The organism is Streptomyces sp. NPDC023527 (assembly GCF_055560115.1).
In genome coordinates this window covers 329,254-347,675 of the sequence record NZ_JBVHJJ010000009.1, presented here as the reverse complement: position 1 = coordinate 347,675, position 18,422 = coordinate 329,254, and the positions used below count along the sequence as shown (strand labels likewise).

The 18,422-nt window shown below is 71.0% G+C and carries 19 protein-coding genes; 3 read left to right on the top strand and 16 right to left on the bottom strand.

Annotated elements, in window-relative coordinates; genetic code table 11:
• The 8 genes from cysC to ACZ303_RS20185 all read right to left on the bottom strand — a co-directional run.
• A partial coding sequence (gene cysC, locus ACZ303_RS20220) for an adenylyl-sulfate kinase (RefSeq protein ID WP_467340776.1) occupies positions 1 to 421 on the bottom strand: 421 nt, incomplete at its 3' end.
• Complete coding sequence (locus ACZ303_RS20215; protein WP_467340774.1) at positions 418 to 1,743, bottom strand: MFS transporter; 1,326 nt, start codon at positions 1,741 to 1,743, stop codon at positions 418 to 420. The genes ACZ303_RS20215 and cysC, both read right to left, overlap by 4 nt.
• Positions 1,740 to 2,534 (bottom strand): class I SAM-dependent methyltransferase, encoded by a 795-nt coding sequence (locus tag ACZ303_RS20210; protein WP_467340772.1) that lies wholly within the window; start codon positions 2,532 to 2,534, stop codon positions 1,740 to 1,742. Before ACZ303_RS20210 ends, ACZ303_RS20215 begins: the two co-directional genes overlap by 4 nt.
• Positions 2,535 to 2,600: 66 nt before the next feature.
• The gene (locus ACZ303_RS20205) at positions 2,601 to 3,755 is read right to left on the bottom strand and encodes a hypothetical protein (RefSeq protein ID WP_467340770.1); all 1,155 of its coding nucleotides are present in this window, start codon (positions 3,753 to 3,755) and stop codon (positions 2,601 to 2,603) included.
• A gap of 66 nt (positions 3,756 to 3,821) precedes the next feature.
• Entirely contained in the window at positions 3,822 to 4,553 is a 732-nt protein-coding gene (locus tag ACZ303_RS20200) for an SDR family NAD(P)-dependent oxidoreductase (RefSeq protein WP_467340768.1), read from the bottom strand.
• Positions 4,550 to 5,302: a sulfotransferase-like domain-containing protein gene (locus tag ACZ303_RS20195; RefSeq protein ID WP_467340766.1), complete on the bottom strand. Its 753-nt coding sequence runs from the start codon at positions 5,300 to 5,302 to the stop codon at positions 4,550 to 4,552. The genes ACZ303_RS20200 and ACZ303_RS20195 overlap by 4 nt, the downstream gene beginning before the upstream one ends.
• Positions 5,303 to 5,354: 52 nt before the next feature.
• Positions 5,355 to 6,593 carry a transaldolase family protein gene (locus ACZ303_RS20190; RefSeq protein ID WP_467340764.1) on the bottom strand — a complete coding sequence of 413 codons (1,239 nt, stop codon included), beginning with the start codon at positions 6,591 to 6,593 and terminating at the stop codon, positions 5,355 to 5,357.
• Between the two features lie 41 nt (positions 6,594 to 6,634).
• Positions 6,635 to 7,333 (bottom strand): HAD family hydrolase, encoded by a 699-nt coding sequence (locus tag ACZ303_RS20185; RefSeq protein WP_467340762.1) that lies wholly within the window; start codon positions 7,331 to 7,333, stop codon positions 6,635 to 6,637.
• A gap of 506 nt (positions 7,334 to 7,839) precedes the next feature.
• On the opposite strand from ACZ303_RS20185, the gene ACZ303_RS20180 reads away from it, so the two are divergent.
• Positions 7,840 to 8,616: an AfsR/SARP family transcriptional regulator gene (locus ACZ303_RS20180; RefSeq protein WP_467340760.1), complete on the top strand. Its 777-nt coding sequence runs from the start codon at positions 7,840 to 7,842 to the stop codon at positions 8,614 to 8,616.
• 44 nt (positions 8,617 to 8,660) lie between these two features.
• On the opposite strand, the gene def is transcribed toward ACZ303_RS20180, so the two are convergent.
• From def to ACZ303_RS20140, 8 genes are all read right to left on the bottom strand, one after another.
• Entirely contained in the window at positions 8,661 to 9,290 is a 630-nt protein-coding gene (gene def, locus ACZ303_RS20175; RefSeq protein ID WP_467340758.1) for a peptide deformylase, read from the bottom strand.
• Between the two features lie 72 nt (positions 9,291 to 9,362).
• Positions 9,363 to 10,349, bottom strand: a complete 987-nt coding sequence (locus tag ACZ303_RS20170; protein WP_467340756.1) for a tetratricopeptide repeat protein — start codon at positions 10,347 to 10,349, stop codon at positions 9,363 to 9,365.
• A 281-nt stretch (positions 10,350 to 10,630) separates the two neighbouring features.
• Positions 10,631 to 11,887, bottom strand: a complete 1,257-nt coding sequence (locus ACZ303_RS20165) for an HD-GYP domain-containing protein (RefSeq protein WP_467340754.1) — start codon at positions 11,885 to 11,887, stop codon at positions 10,631 to 10,633.
• The gene (locus ACZ303_RS20160) at positions 11,884 to 13,218 is read right to left on the bottom strand and encodes an HD-GYP domain-containing protein (RefSeq protein WP_467340752.1); all 1,335 of its coding nucleotides are present in this window, start codon (positions 13,216 to 13,218) and stop codon (positions 11,884 to 11,886) included. The genes ACZ303_RS20165 and ACZ303_RS20160 overlap by 4 nt, the downstream gene beginning before the upstream one ends.
• A gap of 214 nt (positions 13,219 to 13,432) precedes the next feature.
• A complete protein-coding gene (gene rsrA / locus ACZ303_RS20155; protein WP_467340750.1) occupies positions 13,433 to 13,765 on the bottom strand; it encodes a mycothiol system anti-sigma-R factor in 333 nt (110 codons plus the stop codon).
• Entirely contained in the window at positions 13,762 to 14,442 is a 681-nt protein-coding gene (locus ACZ303_RS20150) for a sigma-70 family RNA polymerase sigma factor (RefSeq protein ID WP_467340806.1), read from the bottom strand. Before ACZ303_RS20150 ends, rsrA begins: the two co-directional genes overlap by 4 nt.
• Positions 14,443 to 14,720: 278 nt before the next feature.
• On the bottom strand, positions 14,721 to 15,347 hold the full coding sequence (locus ACZ303_RS20145; RefSeq protein WP_467340748.1) for an alpha/beta hydrolase family protein: 627 nt from the start codon (positions 15,345 to 15,347) through the stop codon (positions 14,721 to 14,723).
• 94 nt (positions 15,348 to 15,441) lie between these two features.
• Positions 15,442 to 16,260, bottom strand: coding sequence for an SOS response-associated peptidase (locus ACZ303_RS20140; RefSeq protein ID WP_467340746.1), 819 nt, complete (start codon positions 16,258 to 16,260; stop codon positions 15,442 to 15,444).
• 41 nt (positions 16,261 to 16,301) lie between these two features.
• Between ACZ303_RS20140 and ACZ303_RS20135 the strand changes: the two genes are divergently transcribed.
• Positions 16,302 to 17,015: a M50 family metallopeptidase gene (locus tag ACZ303_RS20135; protein WP_467340744.1), complete on the top strand. Its 714-nt coding sequence runs from the start codon at positions 16,302 to 16,304 to the stop codon at positions 17,013 to 17,015.
• 27 nt (positions 17,016 to 17,042) lie between these two features.
• Entirely contained in the window at positions 17,043 to 18,407 is a 1,365-nt protein-coding gene (gene aroA, locus ACZ303_RS20130) for a 3-phosphoshikimate 1-carboxyvinyltransferase (protein ID WP_467340742.1), read from the top strand.
• The last annotated feature ends 15 nt before the right edge of the window (positions 18,408 to 18,422 follow it).

The following is an 18,422-nucleotide window of genomic DNA, read 5'->3' as shown; positions in this document are numbered from 1 at the left end:
CCCCGGCCGCCTGCTTCGCGTACAAACCCTTCACATCCCGCACCGAGCACACCTCCACCGGCGTCGCCACATGCACCTCCACATATCCGGTGCCGGAATTCGCATGGCGTCGGCGGACCTCTTCCCGGGCGTCCGCGTAGGGGGCGATCACCGGTACGAGCACGGTGATGCCGTTGCGCGCCAGTACCTCCGCGACCAGCCCGATCCGCTGCACATTGGTATCGCGGTCCTCGCGGGAGAAGCCCAGTCCGGCGGAGAGGAACGCGCGGATCTCGTCACCGTCGAGAATCTCGACGCGGCGTCCGTCCTTGCGCAGTCGCTCGGCCAGGGCGGCCGCGATGGTCGTCTTCCCCGCACTGGGCAGGCCGGTCAGCCACACGGTGGCTCCGGGGCCGCAGGTGCAGGTGGGCTCGTGGGTCATTCGGTTCCTCCTCCGGCCGGGACGGCGGACGCCTTTTCCGCCGGCTTCTTCTTCACCGCGTTCTCGTCCGCGCCCTCCGGCGGCAGTTGGAGGGTCAGCACGCCCAGGGCCACGGTCGCGAACGCGATCAGCACGTAGTACCACATGAAGTCGCCGGTCAGGTTCTTCAGTGCGCCGGCGGTGTAATTGCCGGCGATTCCGCCCACGCCCTGCACCACGTTCGTCACACCGAAGATGACCGTGGCGGCCGTTCCCTTGGCCGTCTTGGAGACATACGCCGGGACCAGGCCGTAGATCGGATAGAAGGCGACGGCGAACAACACCCCGGAGACCATGGGCAGATACCCCACGGGAGCGATCACGAGGAGCATGGACGAGAGGAAGAAGCAGCCGTAACAGATCAGCAGCGACGCCCGGACCCCGATCTTGTCGGAGAGCCAGCCGACGGCGAATCCGGAGAACATTCCGATGATGCCGATCACGCCCCACACCTGGGCCGCGAAGTCGATGTCGAAGCCGAGGCCCTCGCGGAGATACGGGGACAGGTAGTTCTGGAACGGCATGAAGGCGAAGCCGTTCATGAACTTGATGACCCAGATGATGATCACCCAGCGTACGAGCACCATGCGTACGCCGGAGAGCGCGCCGCCCTTGCCGCTGCCGGCCCCCGAGTCCGCCCGCTGCTCGGCTGCCTGCTCCTCCTCCGCCGGGTCGGGGCGGAACAGCCCGAGCCGCCAGAAGGTGAGCGTGGCCACGGCCGTCACCATCAGCGTTCCGAAGCCGACCGCGTACCAGAGGCCGCGCCAGTTGTCGTCCTCCACGAAGGACGGCACCAGGAGGCTGTTCACGAAGACGCCGTAGCTGGTGCCGCTGGATACCAGGCCCAGCACCTTGCCGCGGTGTTTGTAATCGATGACCCGGCCGACGATCTCGACCAATGGCACATACACCGATGCGGCGGTGCCGCCGAGGATCGTGAGCAGGATGCCGATGACCACGATGCTGTCGGTCAGTGGCAGCAGCACCAGACAGAGACCGCAGAGAGCCACCGATCCGATGGTCACCTGACCGCCGCCGATACGGGACGAGAGCCAGGTCCCGATCATGGCGAAGACCAGGAATCCGAGCTGCCCGGCGGCGGTGATCGTGCCCACGGCCGTGTAACCGAAGCCGAGGTCCCGCCGCATATCGGTGACGAGCTGGGAGAACAGATAGAAACCGAAGCCGTACGTCGCCGCGACGAAGCTCGTCAACAGCACCGTGATGACAAATCCGCCCAGCGGGCCGGTATGCCGCCGACCCGCCGTCATGCTGTCGCTCATGCCTTCCGCGCCACGTGGATGATGAAGTCCGACGCGAAGACGTCGAACTTTTCCTGGAAATCCCCGAAGGTCTGCGTCGTGTCGAATCCCGACTGCAGGAGCAGGCTCGTGAGTTCGTCCTTGAGGACGGGATAGACCTCCAGGTGGTGCGTCGACCCGTCGGGGAAGTCGTACCGGAACCGGCAGAGGTTCTCGTCGATGTGGGCGACCGAGACATTCGCGCCGGTGCCGCAGTAGTAGAAGTTCCCGCTGCTCTTGTACCGGTGGGCCCGGATGGCGTCGAAGTTCCGATGGTCCAGGATCAGCATGCCGCCGGGGTTGAGCGCCTCGTAGAACTCGGCGAGGACCGCCCGGCGGTCCGCCTCGTCGAAGAGGTGCGGGAAGGAGCTGCCGAGACAGACGACGGCGTCGTAACGGCCGTCGAGATTGTCCCCGAGCCCACGCCAGTCCGTGTGGATGATCTCGAAGCTCTGGCCCTCGCGCTGGGCGTTGACCGCCGCCCGCTTGAGCATTTCCTGGCTGCCGTCGACCGCCGTCACGTCGAATCCGGCCTCGGCGAGGCTGACCGAGTGGAAACCCGTGCCGGCCGCCGCGTCGAGGACCCGCCGGGCTTCGGCCTCCTTCAGCAGCTCGACGAAGAAGTTGTTCTCGCTCGCCTTGCGGCGGTCCCAGTCGATGAGATCGTCCCAGCGATCCACCAGCGTCGGCTTGTACTGACCCGTGTACTCCTCCGGTGCCACCTGCCCGGATATCGTGGCGCCGGCCGCGAAGTCCGTCGAACTTTCCGTCATCGTCATCTCTCTGGTCGGAGGGGGATTGCGGTGAGCGGCACCGGTGTGTGCCGCTCACCGTTCAGGTCAGGCGAACTTCTTCTGGAAGTCCCGGTATTTGGCGCCGAGTTCCTCGGCCCAGCCGGCGGTGTCGTCGAGCTTCATGGTGCGGCACTCGTAACCGATCAGCCGCTTCATGATCGCCATTTCGGGTTCGGTGAAGGTCACCGTGCCGTCGTCGTCGATCCGCTCGATGCCGTCGGCGCGCTGGCAGACCTCGTTCAGGCGGATGGCGTCGTCGAGCGTCAGGGACGCGTCGAGGTCGACCGTGCCGCCCTCGGCGCCCACCCGGACCGGGTAGCCGCCGGGCAGGCCGGCGGGGGCCGGGGCGTGGGCGAGGACGCCGCTGTCCGTGGCCATGCCGATGAGGACCCTGGCCGCGGAGGAGGCGGTGAGCAGTTGCCCGTCGATGCCGCCGAGGCGTTTCAGCGCCCCGTCGAGCTGGGCGAAGACCGCGGTGTGGGCGATGTCCTCGCCGACCGGCCCGCCGCCCGAGCGGACGCTGAGGTGGTAGGCGCCCTTCCCGGCGTCGCCGAACCGCGGCACGTAGTGGCTGAAGTAGTGCTGGGCGACCAGACGCAGTTCCAGGTCGGCCGGGTCCGCGCCGAGGAGGTTCGCGAAGCCGTAGGTCAGGGCCGGGACGATGTTGGCGACGTTGCCGACGCCGATCGTCGGGGCGAGGCCGACCTTGTCGAGTACGGGCCCCACCGCGTCGGGGAAGGCCGCGTTGACGACCCGGGCGTCGGTGCCGGACGCCCGTACCGCCTGCATCAGGAGGTGGTTGAGCGTGAGGTGCATCGGCAGCCAGGGGCCGAACTGGGCCTCGTCGAGCTCCTCGAACGTCTCCTTGGGCAGGCCCGTGATGACCCGCCACGACTGGAGCGAGGCGCCCATGAAGATGATGTCGGGACGCACCCGGGCGAGCGTCTCCGCCGTCGCGTCGATGTCGTACAGGTCGATGTGGACCGCGTCGACCTCACCGATCAGGCCCAGGTTCGTGGCGGTGAAGCGCGCGAGGTTGCCCCGCCTGCGGGCGGTCTCGACGTCGCGCCCGGCGAGCACCACCCTATTGGTGGCCGGATTGCCCAGCAGCATATTGAGCACACGGGACGACAGGTCGCCCATGCCCAGCAACATGATGAGCGGCTTCTTCCCGGCCGTGCTCTGCGCCGTGCTCTTCATCAACAGCTCTGCTCCATTTCGTCCACTCCGTTCATGTCTCCCACTGCCCCCGGCTCCCGCCGCCAATCAGCGCGGATAGCAGCCGTTGTCGGCGCGCAGCAGCGCCCCGGTGAGGGTCTTGGACTGGTCGCTCAGGAGGTAGGCGCAGACATTGGCCACGTCCTCGGGGAGGATGTCCCCGTCGAGCTGCTCCTGGCGCTTGTACTCGGCATAGCGGTAGTCGGGAATGCGGTCGGCTATCGCGGTATTGACGATGAGGCCGGGCGAGACGACATTGACGCGGATGTACGGGGCGAAGTTCATCGCGTTGGACTTGGTGAGGCCGATGACACCGGCCTTGACCGTGCCGTAGAGCGCATCGGAGCTGCCGACCTCTCCGGCGACCGACGCCAGGTTGACGATCGCGCCGCGCCGCTTCTCGGGCAGCAGGTGTCCGGCGAAGCGGCGGGACAGCCAGATCGGGCCCATGACGTTGACGCCGATGACCCGCTCCATCGTGGCGTCGTCGTAGTCCCAGACGGGCTGTCCCAGGTAGAGACCGGCGTTGTTGACCAGACCGGTCACGTCGGGGTGGTCGGCGAGGACGCGGTCCATGAAGGCGTCGCAGGCCGCGTGGTCGGCGACGTCGCAGACGTGGGTTTCGAGCGGGCGGTCGGCGTGCTCGTCGGCGAGCGCCTTGAGGGCCGGCTCGTCGATGTCGCAGGCGATGACGGTCATGCCGTCGTCCAGGCACCGGCGCACCAGGGCCCGGCCCACTCCGTTGGCGCCGCCGGTGACGATGACCTTATTGATGCTCACTGTGCTGCCTCCAGGGCGGGCTGTACGCGGAATTGGTCGAGGTGCTCGTAGAAGGGGCGGCAGTAGTCGGCGAATTCGCGCAGATGCGGCTTCTCCTCGTAGGAGAAGCGGTATTTGCGCTCGGGTCGCTGGAATCCGCTGCTGGAGGTGACATCGGTGTGCCAGCCGCTCCAGGTCGACCATTCGGCGCGTTCGCCCGAGGACCAGGTGAGCGCTTCCGGCATGAAGGGGATGCCGGCCGCGTCGCAGTATGCGGCGATGGTGCCGCCGGGGTTCCGGGCCAGATCGGCCGCGTTGATGACGACCGGTGTCGTGCCGGTCGATTCGCGGACGGTGTCGAAGAGGCGCGCGAGCTGCTCGTATCCGAGTACTTCGCGTGTCACGCCGGGGTGGACGGTGGCGTGGGAGAGCACGGCCTCCTCGGGGTCCCGGATGAGGAAGGTGTTGACCTGCCCGAGCAGGTATTCCGGGTCGGCCAGCAGGTGGTCGAGCGCGTGATAGGGGAAGTCCTTGTGGAATACGGGCCGTTCCAGCCGGGCCCGTTCCATCATCTCCTTGACGTCCGGATAGGTCTGCGGATGGTCCGGGTCGGGGTTCTTGTGGGGGATCTCGGCGCGTTCCTCGTGCATGAAGAACACATAGGCGAAGGCTTCGTGGAAGACCTTGAAGTCGCCGCGTTCCATGAACGAGCGCTCCAGCGCCGTCGACATCGACCGTGGATGGCTCCACAGGGCGATTGATGTGTGCATTGGGCGTTCTCCCGAACTCGTTCGTCGTGCTGATGTGCTCTCGCGGGCGTGGCTATCCGATGGATCCCGACACCAGGAGCGCGTCCTCGCGGGGCGGGGCCAGCTCCAATTGGTGTGCCACGAAGTCGATGAGCCGTCGGGTGTTCTGGATGACCTCGCTGTAGGTGCTCACGAAGGACCCGTAGCTGGCGAATTCCTCGGGCGCCATGCCGTACGGGGTGATGGCCCGGTGGAATGAGGGCAGGCGCATCAGCTTCTCCTCCACGGCCGGCGGCACGTCCCGGTCGATCGCGTCGGCGTCGAAGCCCTGGAACTCGCCGTCGCGGCGCATGATGTCGGCGATGAACTGGGGCTTGCAGGTATAGGCGATGGCGCCGCCCGCGCTCTGTTCCAGGTGCATGCTCAGCGAGGACATTCCCTGGTCCGGGTCGTCGGCCTCCAGGCTCGACAGCAGCATCTTCACCGGGATCCCGTCCTCCTGGATCATCCGGTGGATGCGCTTCGCCACCGCGATCTCCGCCCAGCGGATCTCGGTGGGGCTCAGCTCGATGCCCCTGGTGGCGGCCTCGACCCGCAGGTCGCCCTGCGATCCGAACCGTCCGATCATGTGGGTGAAGACGGCGCGCCACCGCGTGGTGTCCGTGCCCTCGCCGCGGGCCTGCTCCAGGCCCGCCTGGACGGCGCGGGCGCAGGAGACGAACTGCGGGACGGTGTAGGAGAGGGTGCTGTTGATGGAGATGCCGCGGGCGACCAACTGCCGTACGACGTCGTAGCCCTGGAGCGTGCCCGGCACCTTGACCATGAGGTTCGGTGCCTTGCGGGCGAGCCGCAGCGCCTGGTCGAGCATGCGCTCGGCGTCGAACATGTGGCGCGGGTCGAGCTGGCCCGACACCCAGCCGTACCGCCCGTCGGTGGCCTGCCACAGGGGCAGCATCGCGGCGGCGGCGCGGCCCACGGCCTCCTCGTAGAGGAGCGCGAACGTCCCTTCGATGTCGGGTGACTCCTGACATCGGATCTGTTCCCGGATCTCGGCGGCCCAGAGGTCGGGGGCGGCCAGGACGCTCTTGGCGACCAGTGAGGGGTTGGTGGTGACGCCGCGGACGAGGGTGCCGGCGGGCCGGGTGGGGATCAGGAAGCGGTCGAGTTGGGCGGCCCAGCGTCCGCGCGCGGCCTCGTCCGGTGCCCCTTCGAGGAAGGAGCCGCGCCAGCGCGGGAAGTCCAGGGGCGAGGAGTCCCACCAGATTTCGGCGGACGGGTGGGTCTGCTGAAGTTGTTCCAGGATGCTCAGCACGTGCCGTGTACCCTTTCTGGGCTCTGTTGAGGCGGCCTCGGCTAATAGGCGGCCCTTCTTTCGCCGCCGGTCCGCTGTGCCGTCGCTCGGGCGTGCCACGCGTCGAGGAGCGCGGGGAGCCGCTCCATCGAGGGGAAGGTGACGGCCCCGGCGTCGCGCAGCGGCCCGTCGGTGCCGCTCCCGGGTGGCGCGTATCCGAAGACGGTCATGCCGGCCGCCACCCCCGCCCGCACCCCGACCAGGCTGTCCTCCACGACCGCGCACCGCTCGGGGGCGACCCCCATGTCCGCGGCCGCGTGGCGGAAAAGGCCGGGGTCCGGTTTCCAGGCGCCGACTTCGTAGGCGCTGTAGATGCGGTCCTCGAAATAGGGCAGCAGTCCGGTGAGTCCGAGCGTGAGGCGGATCTTCTCGGCCGGTGCGCTGGACGCCGTGCAGAACGGGAGGGCGAGTGCGAGCAGGACCTGTTCGACATTCGGCACCGCCCGCAGCTCCGCGGAGAACGCGAGGGCCGTGCGCCGGCGGAATTCGGGAATGAAGGTGTCCGGCAGCGGGCGGCCGAGGCGGTCGCCCAACTCCGCGACCCATTCCGCGACTTTCCGTCCCCGTATCAGCGGAAGGGCGTCCTCGTGCGCGATGGCCAGGCCGGCTTCCGCCGCCATCGCGCGCATCACCTGTGCGCTGAGTACCTCGCTGTCAACGAGCACACCGTCACAGTCGAAGATGACGAGACAGTCGGGCATCGGCAGGGCCTTTCCTTTCCGTCCGGGCCCGCGCCCGGCGCAGGCGGTCGGCCCAGCGAATCAGCACCGCCTAACGGTTCCCTACTTTTTGGATTACGACGGCCCGCGGCCGGTACGAGCAGGCCGCCCCTGACCTGCGAGGCGACCGGCCCGGGGGGCTCTCGGGGCGGCCGGCCCGGGCGCCGGTGGCCGCCGCCCGGGGCCCCGCCGGGCGGTGCGGAAAGCCGAGGCGTATACCCAGCCTTCCGGAGCTCGATCTATGAACATGATCACGATGCGTGCACATGGCATCCAGGCCGTCGGCTGACTATCGTTCCCCCAAGAAACAAACCGCCCAGGCGGTTTATGAGCAATGGCTCGGGGTACGTCCCGGCTCTCCCCCACACCGAAAGTCCTTCCCCCACACCCCGAAAGCGGAGATCCCCTTGGTCGGCCACGCCGCTCCACGGTCCGGGAATTCGACGGAGTTCGCAGTTCTCGGGCCGCTCACCGCCTGGGACGACGGCGTGGTCGAACTTCCCACCGCCCCCAAGACCCGGCAGCTCCTGGCCCTGCTGCTGATCAACGCCAACTCGCCCGTGCCGCTGGAGGCGTGCCTCGACGAGCTATGGCCCTCCGGCGCCCCCCGCAGCGCCGTGCAGAGCGTGCACACGCGTGTGTTCCACATCCGTCAGGCCCTCGCGGCGGCGCCGTCCGTCGGCTCGCTGGAGGCCGCCAAGCACATGCTCTCGACGCGGCCTCTGGGCTACCGGCTGCGGGTGACACGGGGCTCGCTCGACCTGGCGCGGCTCGACGAGTCGCTGGAGGAGGCGCGCCTGGCCCAGGCGGCGGGCGACGACCGTCGGCTCTCAAGGGTGCTGCGGGCCGTCCTCGGTCTGTGGCGCGGGCCCACCCTGGTGGACGTGCGGCCCGGGCCCCAGCTCCAGGCGGCCGTCGCCGGGCTGGAGGAGCGGCGGCTGACCGCGCTGGAACAGTGCGTGGAGACCGAGCTCCGCCTGGGTCTCCACCACGAGCTGCTCTTCGAGCTGGGCGCGCTCGTCGCGCAGTACCCCACCCATGAGAACCTGCACGCCCAGTACATGATCGCGCTGTACCGCTCGGGCCGCGTCGGCCAGTCGCTGGAGATCTACCACCTGCTGCGCGACGCGCTCCGCGACGAGCTCGGCATCGAGCCGTCGCCCAGGCTCAGGCGCCTGCAGTCCGACGTCCTCACGGCCAGCCCGGCTCTCGACGTCGCGGCACTGCCCGGCTCGGAGCTGTCATTGAACCTCCGGGGTGTGTGAGGACCCCCGCCTCACACACCCCGGAGCATCGTCATGCGAACCGCTCAGTCGTTGGGGACGACCGGATAGCGCGGGGTGCCCTCTTCCATCTGCCGCAGCGCGTCCTTGCGCTCGCGCTTGGAGAGGCGGTCGATGTAGAGCCGGCCGTAGAGGTGGTCGGTCTCGTGCTGGAGGCAGCGGGCGAAGTAGCCGGTGCCCTCGACGCGGATGGGGTTGCCCTTGGTGTCCTGACCGCGCACGACCGCGTAGTCGGGGCGGGCCAGGGAGGCGTAGGCCGTCGGGACGGACAGGCACCCCTCGTTGGAGTCGTCCAGCACCCGGCGGTCGGCCGGCAGGTCCTCCAGGACGGGGTTGCACACCGTGCCCACGTGCCGGACGCCCTCGTCGTCCATGCAGTCGTAGACGAAGACCTTGAGGTCGACACCGATCTGGTTGGCGGCCAGGCCCACGCCCTCGGCCGTGCGCTGGCTGGCGAACATGTCGTCGACGAGCTGCGCGAGCTTGTCGTCGAACTCGGTGACGTCCTTGCACTCGCGGTGCAGCACCGGATTGCCGACAACCGTGATCGGTCGGGACGTGCCGCGCTCGCGGTGCGCGAGCTCGCGCTCCTCGCAGTCCTCGGTGTCCACGATGAACCCGTCGTTCACCGGCTGCTCAATCTCTTGCTGCGCCATGTCCGCCGTTATGCCTCTCTCAAAACCCAAAAGGATGTGCCTGTACAGGGTACGGGCGGCCGCGCGGAGCCGTCAGCAGACTTCTTCCAGATCGCGCCACTCGCGCGTATCGGGGCTGTCCGCGACCCAGCCGTCCAGCAGGCCCCGGACGAGCCCGGCCGGCGCGGCGATGCCGCACTCGCGCTCGGGCACCCACAGCGAGCCCGAACCGGCCGTGCGGTGGCCCAGCGGCCCCGGGTGACCCGGCTCGCTGTGGTCGTGCGGGTCCAGGTGCTCGCCGTCGCCCTCGTCGCTGGGCATCCGGCTCTCCGAGCAGGTGCGGCACAGCAGTCTCACGGAGGAGGACCAGTCCTCGGCGGCGAAGCCCGCGTCGGCCGCGAGCCGCTCCAGGGCGTCCCGGTCGCCCTCGGTCGCGGCCTCCAGGAGGACGACCCAGGTGGGGACGGGCGAGGGGGCCCACAGCTCGATCTCGTCGAAGACGGGATAGGCGGGCCCGGCGGCGGTGACCCGCTCGCCGTGCGGAACGCCGTCGTGCAGCACGACCTCGCCCCAGCGGCGCCCGGAGGACGGCAGCGGGATGGAGAGCACCTCCATCCGGGCCGGGTCGAGCCGGCGGCCCCAGACGACCTCCGCCTCGCCCTCCGGCGAGAGCCGTACGGCCGCGCTGCCCAGCTCCATGCCCACCGGCTCACCGGCCGGGCTGCCCTCGCCGGGCACCCGCAGCCCGTACGCCTGCCAGGCGCGGCGGGCCAGCGGCCAGTCCTGGAGGGCGGTGGCGGCGATTCCGACGTTCCACCAGTCGGGGGCGCCGGCCTCGCGGTCCAGCAGCGCGACGGCCCGCAGGCCGGCGGCGCGGGCCTGCTCCCAGTCGTGGCGGAACTTGTGCAGCAGGGCGAGGTTGAACCACGACTCCGACAGCCACGGCTCCATGTCGGCCGCGCGCGTCAGCAGCGCGCCCGCGTCCTCGTACCGGCCGTCGCCGATCAAAGTGAAAGCGCGGTCGGTGGCCTGCCGCCACGAGGCGGAAGGCCGATGCCGTACCTTGCCGAAGATCCTCACGATTCCCGCCTGCCGGTTTCTGCGTGCGACCACGCCGGATGACCCAGGTGACGGCCGCCGTCCTCCCTGACGGACAACCTGCCACATCTCACGTGCTCCGGGAAGCTGCGCCCACCACTCCTCCTTGCCGACGGCGGCGCGTCCGACACCCCCCGAAGTCTGCGTTCTTCACGTTCGCGTTCTTCGTTCCGCATGTCTTTCTCTTCGCATCCAACCATGCCCCTTTGGACGCCCGCTCATTACCCGTGGGTTCAGCCGTCCACTCCGGTTTCGCCGGACTCCTACGGGTCCGTGGGCGCCGGGGGCCCGCCCCGCGCCAGCACCCGCCCCAGGGCCTCCACCACGCGTGGATCATGATCGCGGGCGGTGGCCAGCCGCAGCCGCTCCAGGGCCAGCAGCGGGCCGCAGACCCTGTCGCCCGTGAGGTCGTCGAAGGCATTGACGGTGCGGACGATACGGGCGGTGAGCGGCTGCTCCCGATAGGGGTCCGCCTGGCGCTCCACCACCACCGCCACATCGGCCGGCACCCCGGTCTGGCGGACCACGGCCCCGCCCAGCAGGGCGATGCGGCGGCGCTCGGCGGGCGCCAGCGGCTCGGTCGCCCCGGCGGGCACGGGGTCGACGAGGGAGAGCTGGCCGATGTCGTGCATCAGCGCCGCGTACTCCAGAACGGTGAGGTCCGCCTCGGACAGGCCCAGCTCACGCCCGGTGGCCCGGCTCAGCGCCGCGACGCGGCGGGCGTGCCCGGCCGGGGTGTGCCCCGCGATCTCGGTGGACCGGGCCAGCGAGGCGATCGTCTGGTGGCAGGTGGCGCGCACGGCCGTGTAGCGCCGGAAGGACAGCTGGGTGAGCAGCAGGGGCAGGCAGAACACCGGCAGCGCCCACAGCCCGGCGACGGCGACGGCCAGCGCCATGACGACGCCGGTCGCGCAGATCGCGGTGCCGATGCCGGGCAGGGCGCGCAGCTCGTCGCGGAGCGCGGGGCCGTAGGGGCCGCCGGTGCGGGCGCGGGCGAGCGTGGCGGCGACGACGGCGTCGCACAGGGCGGTGAGGACGAGGAGGAGCAGCAGGAAGGGCGCGTAGTACGGGCTGTGGCCGGGCCAGCGGTCGAGGGCGCCGGTGTTGTGCAGGGGCTGGAAGCAGGTGGCGGCGAAGCAGGTGGTCAGCAGGCGGCGCGCGAGGTGGTCGCGGGCGGGCGGCCGGCCGAGGGCGCCGGCGAGCGTGGCGGCGAGGACGACGGCGACGGCCTGCGCCACGCCGTGCGCGGTGGGCTGTCCGCCGACCTCGCCGAGCAGCGCGTAGGCGAGCGCCCCCGCGGCGCCCACGGGCGCGGTCTCGCGGGCCTCGGTGGCGGCCGCGGGGTGGCCGCGCCGGGCCGCCTCGCCGAGTGCGATCAACGTTCCGTAGGCGAGTGCGACTTGGGGCTGGACGACGCCGTGCCAGGCGGTCCAGGCGAGCGCGGCCAGGGCGACGGTCCCGGCGGCGGCGTGCAGACAGGGGGCGGCGAGGGCGCCCGGAGACCGTGGTCGTGCCGTCATCGCCCCTCGCCACCGTGAACAGTCGCTCCGGTGACCGAATCCCGTGCAGAAGGGACGTTTCCGCTTTGCAGAATTATGCGTTCCGCGAGTTCGAGGCCCTCGGAGGTGACCCCGGGATGCCAGCCGTGGCGGTCGAGGGCCTCCGCGAGCGCGGCGACCATGCGGGGGTCGAACTGCGTCCCGGCACAGCGGTGGAGCTCGGCGAGGGCGGTCGGCACCGGGCGGGCGCGGCTGTAGCTGCGGGTGGAGGTCATGGCGTCGAACGCGTCGGCGACGGCCACGATCCGGGCGAACTGGGGAATCTGACGACCTTTCAGTCCGTAGGGGTAACCACTGCCGTCCAGCCGCTCGTGGTGATGCAGGATCGCCGCGCGCGCCTCGTCCAGGAAGCCGATGCCGCGCACCATCTCGTGCCCGTACTCCGGATGCAGTTCGATCACGCGCCGCTCCTCCGGGGTGAGCGGGCCGTCCTTGCGCAACAGGCGGGTGGGGACGCCGAGTTTGCCGACGTCGTGCAGGATGCCGGCGAAGCGCAGGGCCTCCAGCCGCTCACCGCCCATGCCCAGCTCGCGGGCGATCAGCACGGAGGCGCGCCCCACGCGCTCGCTGTGGCCGCGCGTGTACTGGTCCTTGAGGTCGACGGCCTGCACCAGGGCGCGGATGGTGGCCTGGTGGGCGGCGCGCTCGCGTTCGTAGCGGTCCAGGAACCAGGCGGAGACCGACATGGGCAGCAGGACGAGCAGCGCCGAGGCGGGCCCGTAGGCGCTGCGCCAGAGCACCGCCGTCATCAGCCCCGTCGGCCCGTGGACGAGCACCGGCAGCAGCGAGCCGGGCAGCATGCCGCGCCAGGCCACGCCCGGCGGACGGCGCTCGGCGGTGACGCGGACCACGCCGTCGAGCGCGGCGGCGGCGAGCGAGAAGGTGAGCGCGGCGATCAGGGCGGGCGGCAGTGCCGCCGGGAAGCCGCCGCCCCGGCCCGGCACGGCGAGGGCGAAGGCGTACGAGGCGGCGCACGCGGCGAGCGAGAGCTGGGCCGCGTGCCACAGCCGCCGCACCCATACCGGGGCCTGCTCCACGCGGCCGACGAGCGCGCCCGGAACGGCGACCAGCGCCGCCGCGGCGGGCGGCAGCAGGAACGCGCCGGCGAGCAGCACGGGCAGTGTCAGCGTGCGGCGGGGCAGCCGCTCGCAGACCGCGCAGACCAGCGCGAGCGAGGCGACCACACCCCAGGGCACGGCCGCCGCCGAGCGCAGGGCGGGCGCCGCACAGAGGGCGGCGGCCAGAACGGCGCACGTGATACAGGCGCGCGCCGACGCCGGAAGTGCCCACATGGCGCGACCTCCCCGTCCTGTTCGGATAGCGGCAAGCTTGCCGTCAGGAAGGGGAGAATAGGCTCAGAACGGGCTCGGGAACGGCGCATTCGGGTATTACCCCGCCCGCAGCGAGCGGATGCACACCTTCGGGTGATGTTCGCCGGGGAGGGCGTTTGCCTGCCCGAAACGGGCCGCCGGACGACGCTTCCGTCCCGGTATGTCCGGGGTTGGTTCAGTCCTGCGCGACCGGGGGCGCGGCGGCCTCCGCCGCCCTCGCCTCGGCCACGACGTCCTGCTCGGGCACCGACTGCCCGGAGCGGATCAGCTCGATCCGGCCCATGACCTTGGACCGCAGATCGGCGGGGACGTCGTCATGGCCGCAGCAGCGCTTGACGAGCTTCTTCACCGCCTGTTCCAGGCCGTACTTCTCCAGGCACGGGGAGCACTCGTCGATGTGCACCTCGAACTTGGCGCAGTCGCCGTCGGGCATCTCGTGGTCGAGGAACTCGTAGAGATGATCGAGGACCTCGGAGCAGTCCGTCTCGTGCGGATCTCCGCAGCTCATGAGTCCGAGCCTTTCCGATTGTGCGACTCGTCGGAACCATTCGGCGCCGGGGCGGTGCCCGCCGGGACCAGACCGCGCTCGCGGGCGTAGTCCTCCAGCATGCCGCGCAGCTGGCGGCGGCCGCGGTGCAGCCGGGACATGACCGTGCCGATGGGCGTACCCATGATGTCCGCGATCTCCTTGTACGCAAAGCCCTCCACGTCCGCGAGATAGACCGCTATGCGGAATTCCTCGGGGATGGCCTGAAGGGCCTCCTTGACATCGGAGTCGGGCAGGTGGTCCAGGGCCTGGGACTCGGCGGAGCGCAGACCGGTCGACATGTGCGACTCGGCGCGCGCGAGCTGCCAGTCCTCGATCTCCTCCGACGCGCTGCGCAGCGGCTCACGCTGCTTCTTGCGGTAGGAGTTGATGAACGTGTTGGTCAGGATGCGGTACAGCCACGCCTTGAGGTTCGTACCGTCACGGAACTGGTGGAAGGACGCGTACGCCTTGGCGTAGGTCTCCTGCACCAAGTCCTCGGCGTCGGCGGGATTGCGCGTCATGCGCAGGGCGGCCGAGTACATCTGGTCGAGGAAGGTCAGAGCGTCCCGCTCGAAGCGGGCGTTGCGCTCGGCGGTGCTTTCCCCACCGGTGGCGCTGTTCTTGGTCCCCTCGTCGGTCCCGGCGACCGGACCCACCTCCTCCAACAGCATGGCGGAACCGGATGCGGAACCGCTCGAATCGGAGAATAGACGACGATCCGGCCCGTCCGCCGCTCCAGCCGGGGCGGGCTGCGCCACATGCACCGCCGACCATCCCAGGTCAGCCGTCTGCGGGCGGGACAGGCATGCGGTCGAACCCATGCGGCGAGCTCCCATTCCTCTGTCGTGCCGGTCTTCCAGATGATCTGCACAACAGCCGGACGCCGTGGCGCATTCCCGGAACGCGGACACGGGCCGCGAGAGGACCGAACGGGTCAGCCGCGCAGCCCCGCGAGCCACCCGACGACGGCGTGCGTGATCACCGCGAGCGCCTCCTTCTGCCCCGTGACAGCCTTCTTCGGCACGGCGAATCCATGATCCGCGTCCGGTACGGGCACGAGCTCGGTGCCCACCGGGAACTCCTCGGGCCGCCCGAAGGGATCCTTGGCGCCCTGGACGACGAGCGTCGGCAGACCGGTGCCGGTCAGCTCGTCCGCGCGGGACTTCTCCGGCTTCCCCGGCGGATGCAGCGGGAAACTGAGCGCGAGGACGCCGGCCGCGCCCAGCTCACCGGAGGTGCGGCAGGCGACCCGGGCCCCCGCGCTGCGCCCGCCGGCGACGACCGGCAGCCCGACGTCCGCGAGCGCGGGCCACAGGGCCCGCCAGGCGACGTCCAGCGTCTTCGGCGCGGGCGCGACCTTCCGCCCGGCCACGCGCCAGGGCTGCTCGACGAGGGCGACGGTGACGTGGTGCGCCGGCAGCGCGGCGGCGACGGCCTGGAGATCCCTGGCCTCCACGCCACCGCCGGCGCCGTGCCCGACGGCGAGGACGAGGCGCGGGCGGGGGGCGCGGTACCAGTGGATACGGGCGTCGCCGGCGGGGGTGGGGACGATGTCGATCACGGGTCCATCTTGCACCGGGGCTCCGCCCGGATCCTGGTCCTCAAGCGTCGGCCGGGCTGGATTCCGGCCCGTCCGGCACTGAGGACACCAGGGCTCAGAACAGCGTCGCCTCCTCCGGCGCCTCCAGCTCCGTCGGCAGCTCCGGTCCGTTGTTACGGACATCGCTGACCGCCGTCGTCACCGGATACGCCCGGACAAGGCCGGCCGGCGGCGCGACCAGCAGCCCCCGCAGGTCCTCCGGATCCGTACGCCCCGGATCCAGCCACGCGTCCCACCGGTCCGGCGGAAGCCACAGCGGCATCCGCGGGTGGATCTCCGCCAGTGACCGCGGCCCGCCCTCCCCGCCGCCCGGGGCGAACGGCTCCGGATCGGCCTCGGTCGTGATCACCGAGCAGGTGGCCCACCAGGCCTGGGGGTGGTCCCCCGGCAGCCCCGGATCCCGCCAGAACTCGTACAGACCGGCCATCGCCATGACCGACCCGTCCGCCGGGGTCACGAAATACGGCTGCTTGCGGGCCCGCTTCCGGCGGCCGCGCTCCTCCAGCTCGCGCTCCCCCGCGCCGGTGACCCACTCGTAATACCCGTCGGCCGGTATCAGGCAGCGGCGGGCCTCGAAGGCGCGCCGGTAGGACGGCTTCTCGTGGACCGTCTCCGCCCGCGCGTTGATCATCTTCGCGGCGCCCTCGGGCGACTTCGCCCACGAGGGAACCAGCCCCCAGCGCAGCGGGCGCAGCTGGCGAACCGGACCGCGGTCCCTGGCGTCTTTAAGAGGACGTTCGAGCACCGCGTACACGCTCTTCGTCGGCGCCACGTTCCAGTCCGGAGCGAGCGTCTCCGCCGGATCCCACTTCTCGACCTCGAAGACCCCCACGAGGTCCTGGGGGCTCCGGCTCGCCGCATATCGACCACACATGTTCGCCACCCTGCCACGGACCCTTCAGGAGCCGCGCACAAATGGACAGCACCGCCGCCACCGACCTGTGGGACCGCGTCCTCGCGACCCAGCCCGACCCCGCCACCTGGCTGGTGGTGGTCACCGGGGTCGTCGCGCTGGCGGCGGTCGCCCCGCGCGGCGTCTGGCTGATCAGCCGCAACGCCGTCACCATCGCCCACGAGGGCGGCCACGGTCTCGTCGCCCTGCTCAGCGGCCGCCGCCTGGAAGGCATCCGGCTGCACTCCGACACCTCGGGCCTGACCGTCTCGCGTGGCAAACCGACCGGTCTCGGCATGATCCTGACCGCGGCCGCCGGTTATCCCGCCCCTTCGCTGCTCGGTCTCGGCGGGGCCTGGCTGCTGGCGGCGGGCCACATCACGGCGCTGCTGTGGGGCGCGACCGCGCTGCTCGTCGCGCTGCTGCTGATGGTCCGCAACGCCTTCGGCGTGCTGACCGTCGTGGCCAGCGGCGCCGCGTTCGTGCTGGTCTCCTGGCTGACCGGCCCGGCCGTACAGGCGCTGTTCGCCTACGGGGTGGTCTGGTTCCTGCTGCTGGGCGGGGTCCGGCCGGCCTTCGAGCTCCAGGCCAAGCGGCGCCACGGCGGGGCACCGGACTCCGACGCCGACCAGCTGGCCCGGCTCACGAACCTGCCCGCGGTGATCTGGCTGGGCTTCTTCCATGTCGTATCGCTGTGCGCGCTGACCGGAGGAGGGCGATGGCTGCTCGGCCTGTGACGCGGTACAAGCCACTAAGGTAAAGACATGACCGAGAGCCCCGCGCACACCGACCTCTGGCCCGCCCCCCTCGCCACGGGGGCCGTCGAAGCGACCGTCACCGTGCCCGGATCGAAATCGGTCACCAATCGCGCGCTCGTCCTCGCCGCCCTCGCGGCCGAGCCCGGCTGGGTGCGCCGGCCGCTGCGCTCCCGCGACACCCTGCTGATGGCCGAGGCGCTGCGCGCCATGGGCGTCGGCATCGAGGAGACGGTCTCCTCCAGCTCCTCCGGCGCGGGCGCCGACGCGGGCGACGCCTGGCGGGTCATCCCCGTCGGCCTGCGCGGCCCGGCCACCGTGGACGTCGGCAACGCCGGCACGGTCATGCGCTTCCTGCCGCCGGTAGCCACCCTCGCCGACGGCCCCATCCGCTTCGACGGCGACCCGCGCAGCTACGAGCGCCCGCTGCACGGCGTGATCGACGCGCTGCGCGCCCTCGGCGCCCGGGTCGACGACAACGAGCGCGGCGCGCTGCCGCTGACCGTGCACGGCGGCGGGGCGCTGGACGGCGGCACGGTCGAGATCGACGCGTCCTCCTCCTCGCAGTTCGTCAGCGCGCTGCTGCTGTCGGGGCCGCGCTTCAACCAGGGTGTCGAGGTGCGCCACGTCGGCGCCGTCCTGCCGTCCATGCCGCACATCCGGATGACCGTGGACATGCTGCGGATGGCCGGCGCGCAGGTGGACACCCCCGAGTCCGGCGGCGAGCCGAACGTCTGGCGGGTCTCCCCCAGCGCCCTGCTCGGCCGGGACATCGTCGTCGAGCCCGACCTGTCCAACGCCGCGCCGTTCCTGGCGGCGGCCCTGGTCACCGGCGGCCGGGTCACCATCCCCGACTGGCCCGAGCGCACCACGCAGCCGGGCGACGCGCTGCGCGACATCTTCACCGCCATGGGCGGCAGCTGTGAGCTGTCCGAGGCCGGGCTGACCTTCACCGGCACCGGCCGGATCAAGGGCATCACCGCCGACCTGCACGAGGTCGGCGAGCTGACCCCGGTGATCGCCGCCGTCGCGGCGCTCGCCGACTCCGAGTCCCTCCTGAGCGGCATCGCCCACCTGCGGCTGCACGAGACGGACCGGCTGGCCGCGCTGGCCAAGGAGATCAACGAGCTCGGCGGCGACGTCACCGAGACCGAGGACGGGCTGCGCATCCGCCCGCGCCCGCTGCACGGCGGTGTCTTCCACACCTACGAGGACCACCGGCTGGCCACCGCCGCCGCCGTCATCGGCCTCGCCGTCGACGGCGTCCAGGTGGAGAACGTCGCGACCACCGCGAAGACCCTGCCCGACTTCCCGGCCCTGTGGACCGGGATGCTGGGGCACGTCGCCGGGGCGACGACGGTGCCGAGAGCCTGAGAGAGCGGAAGAGCA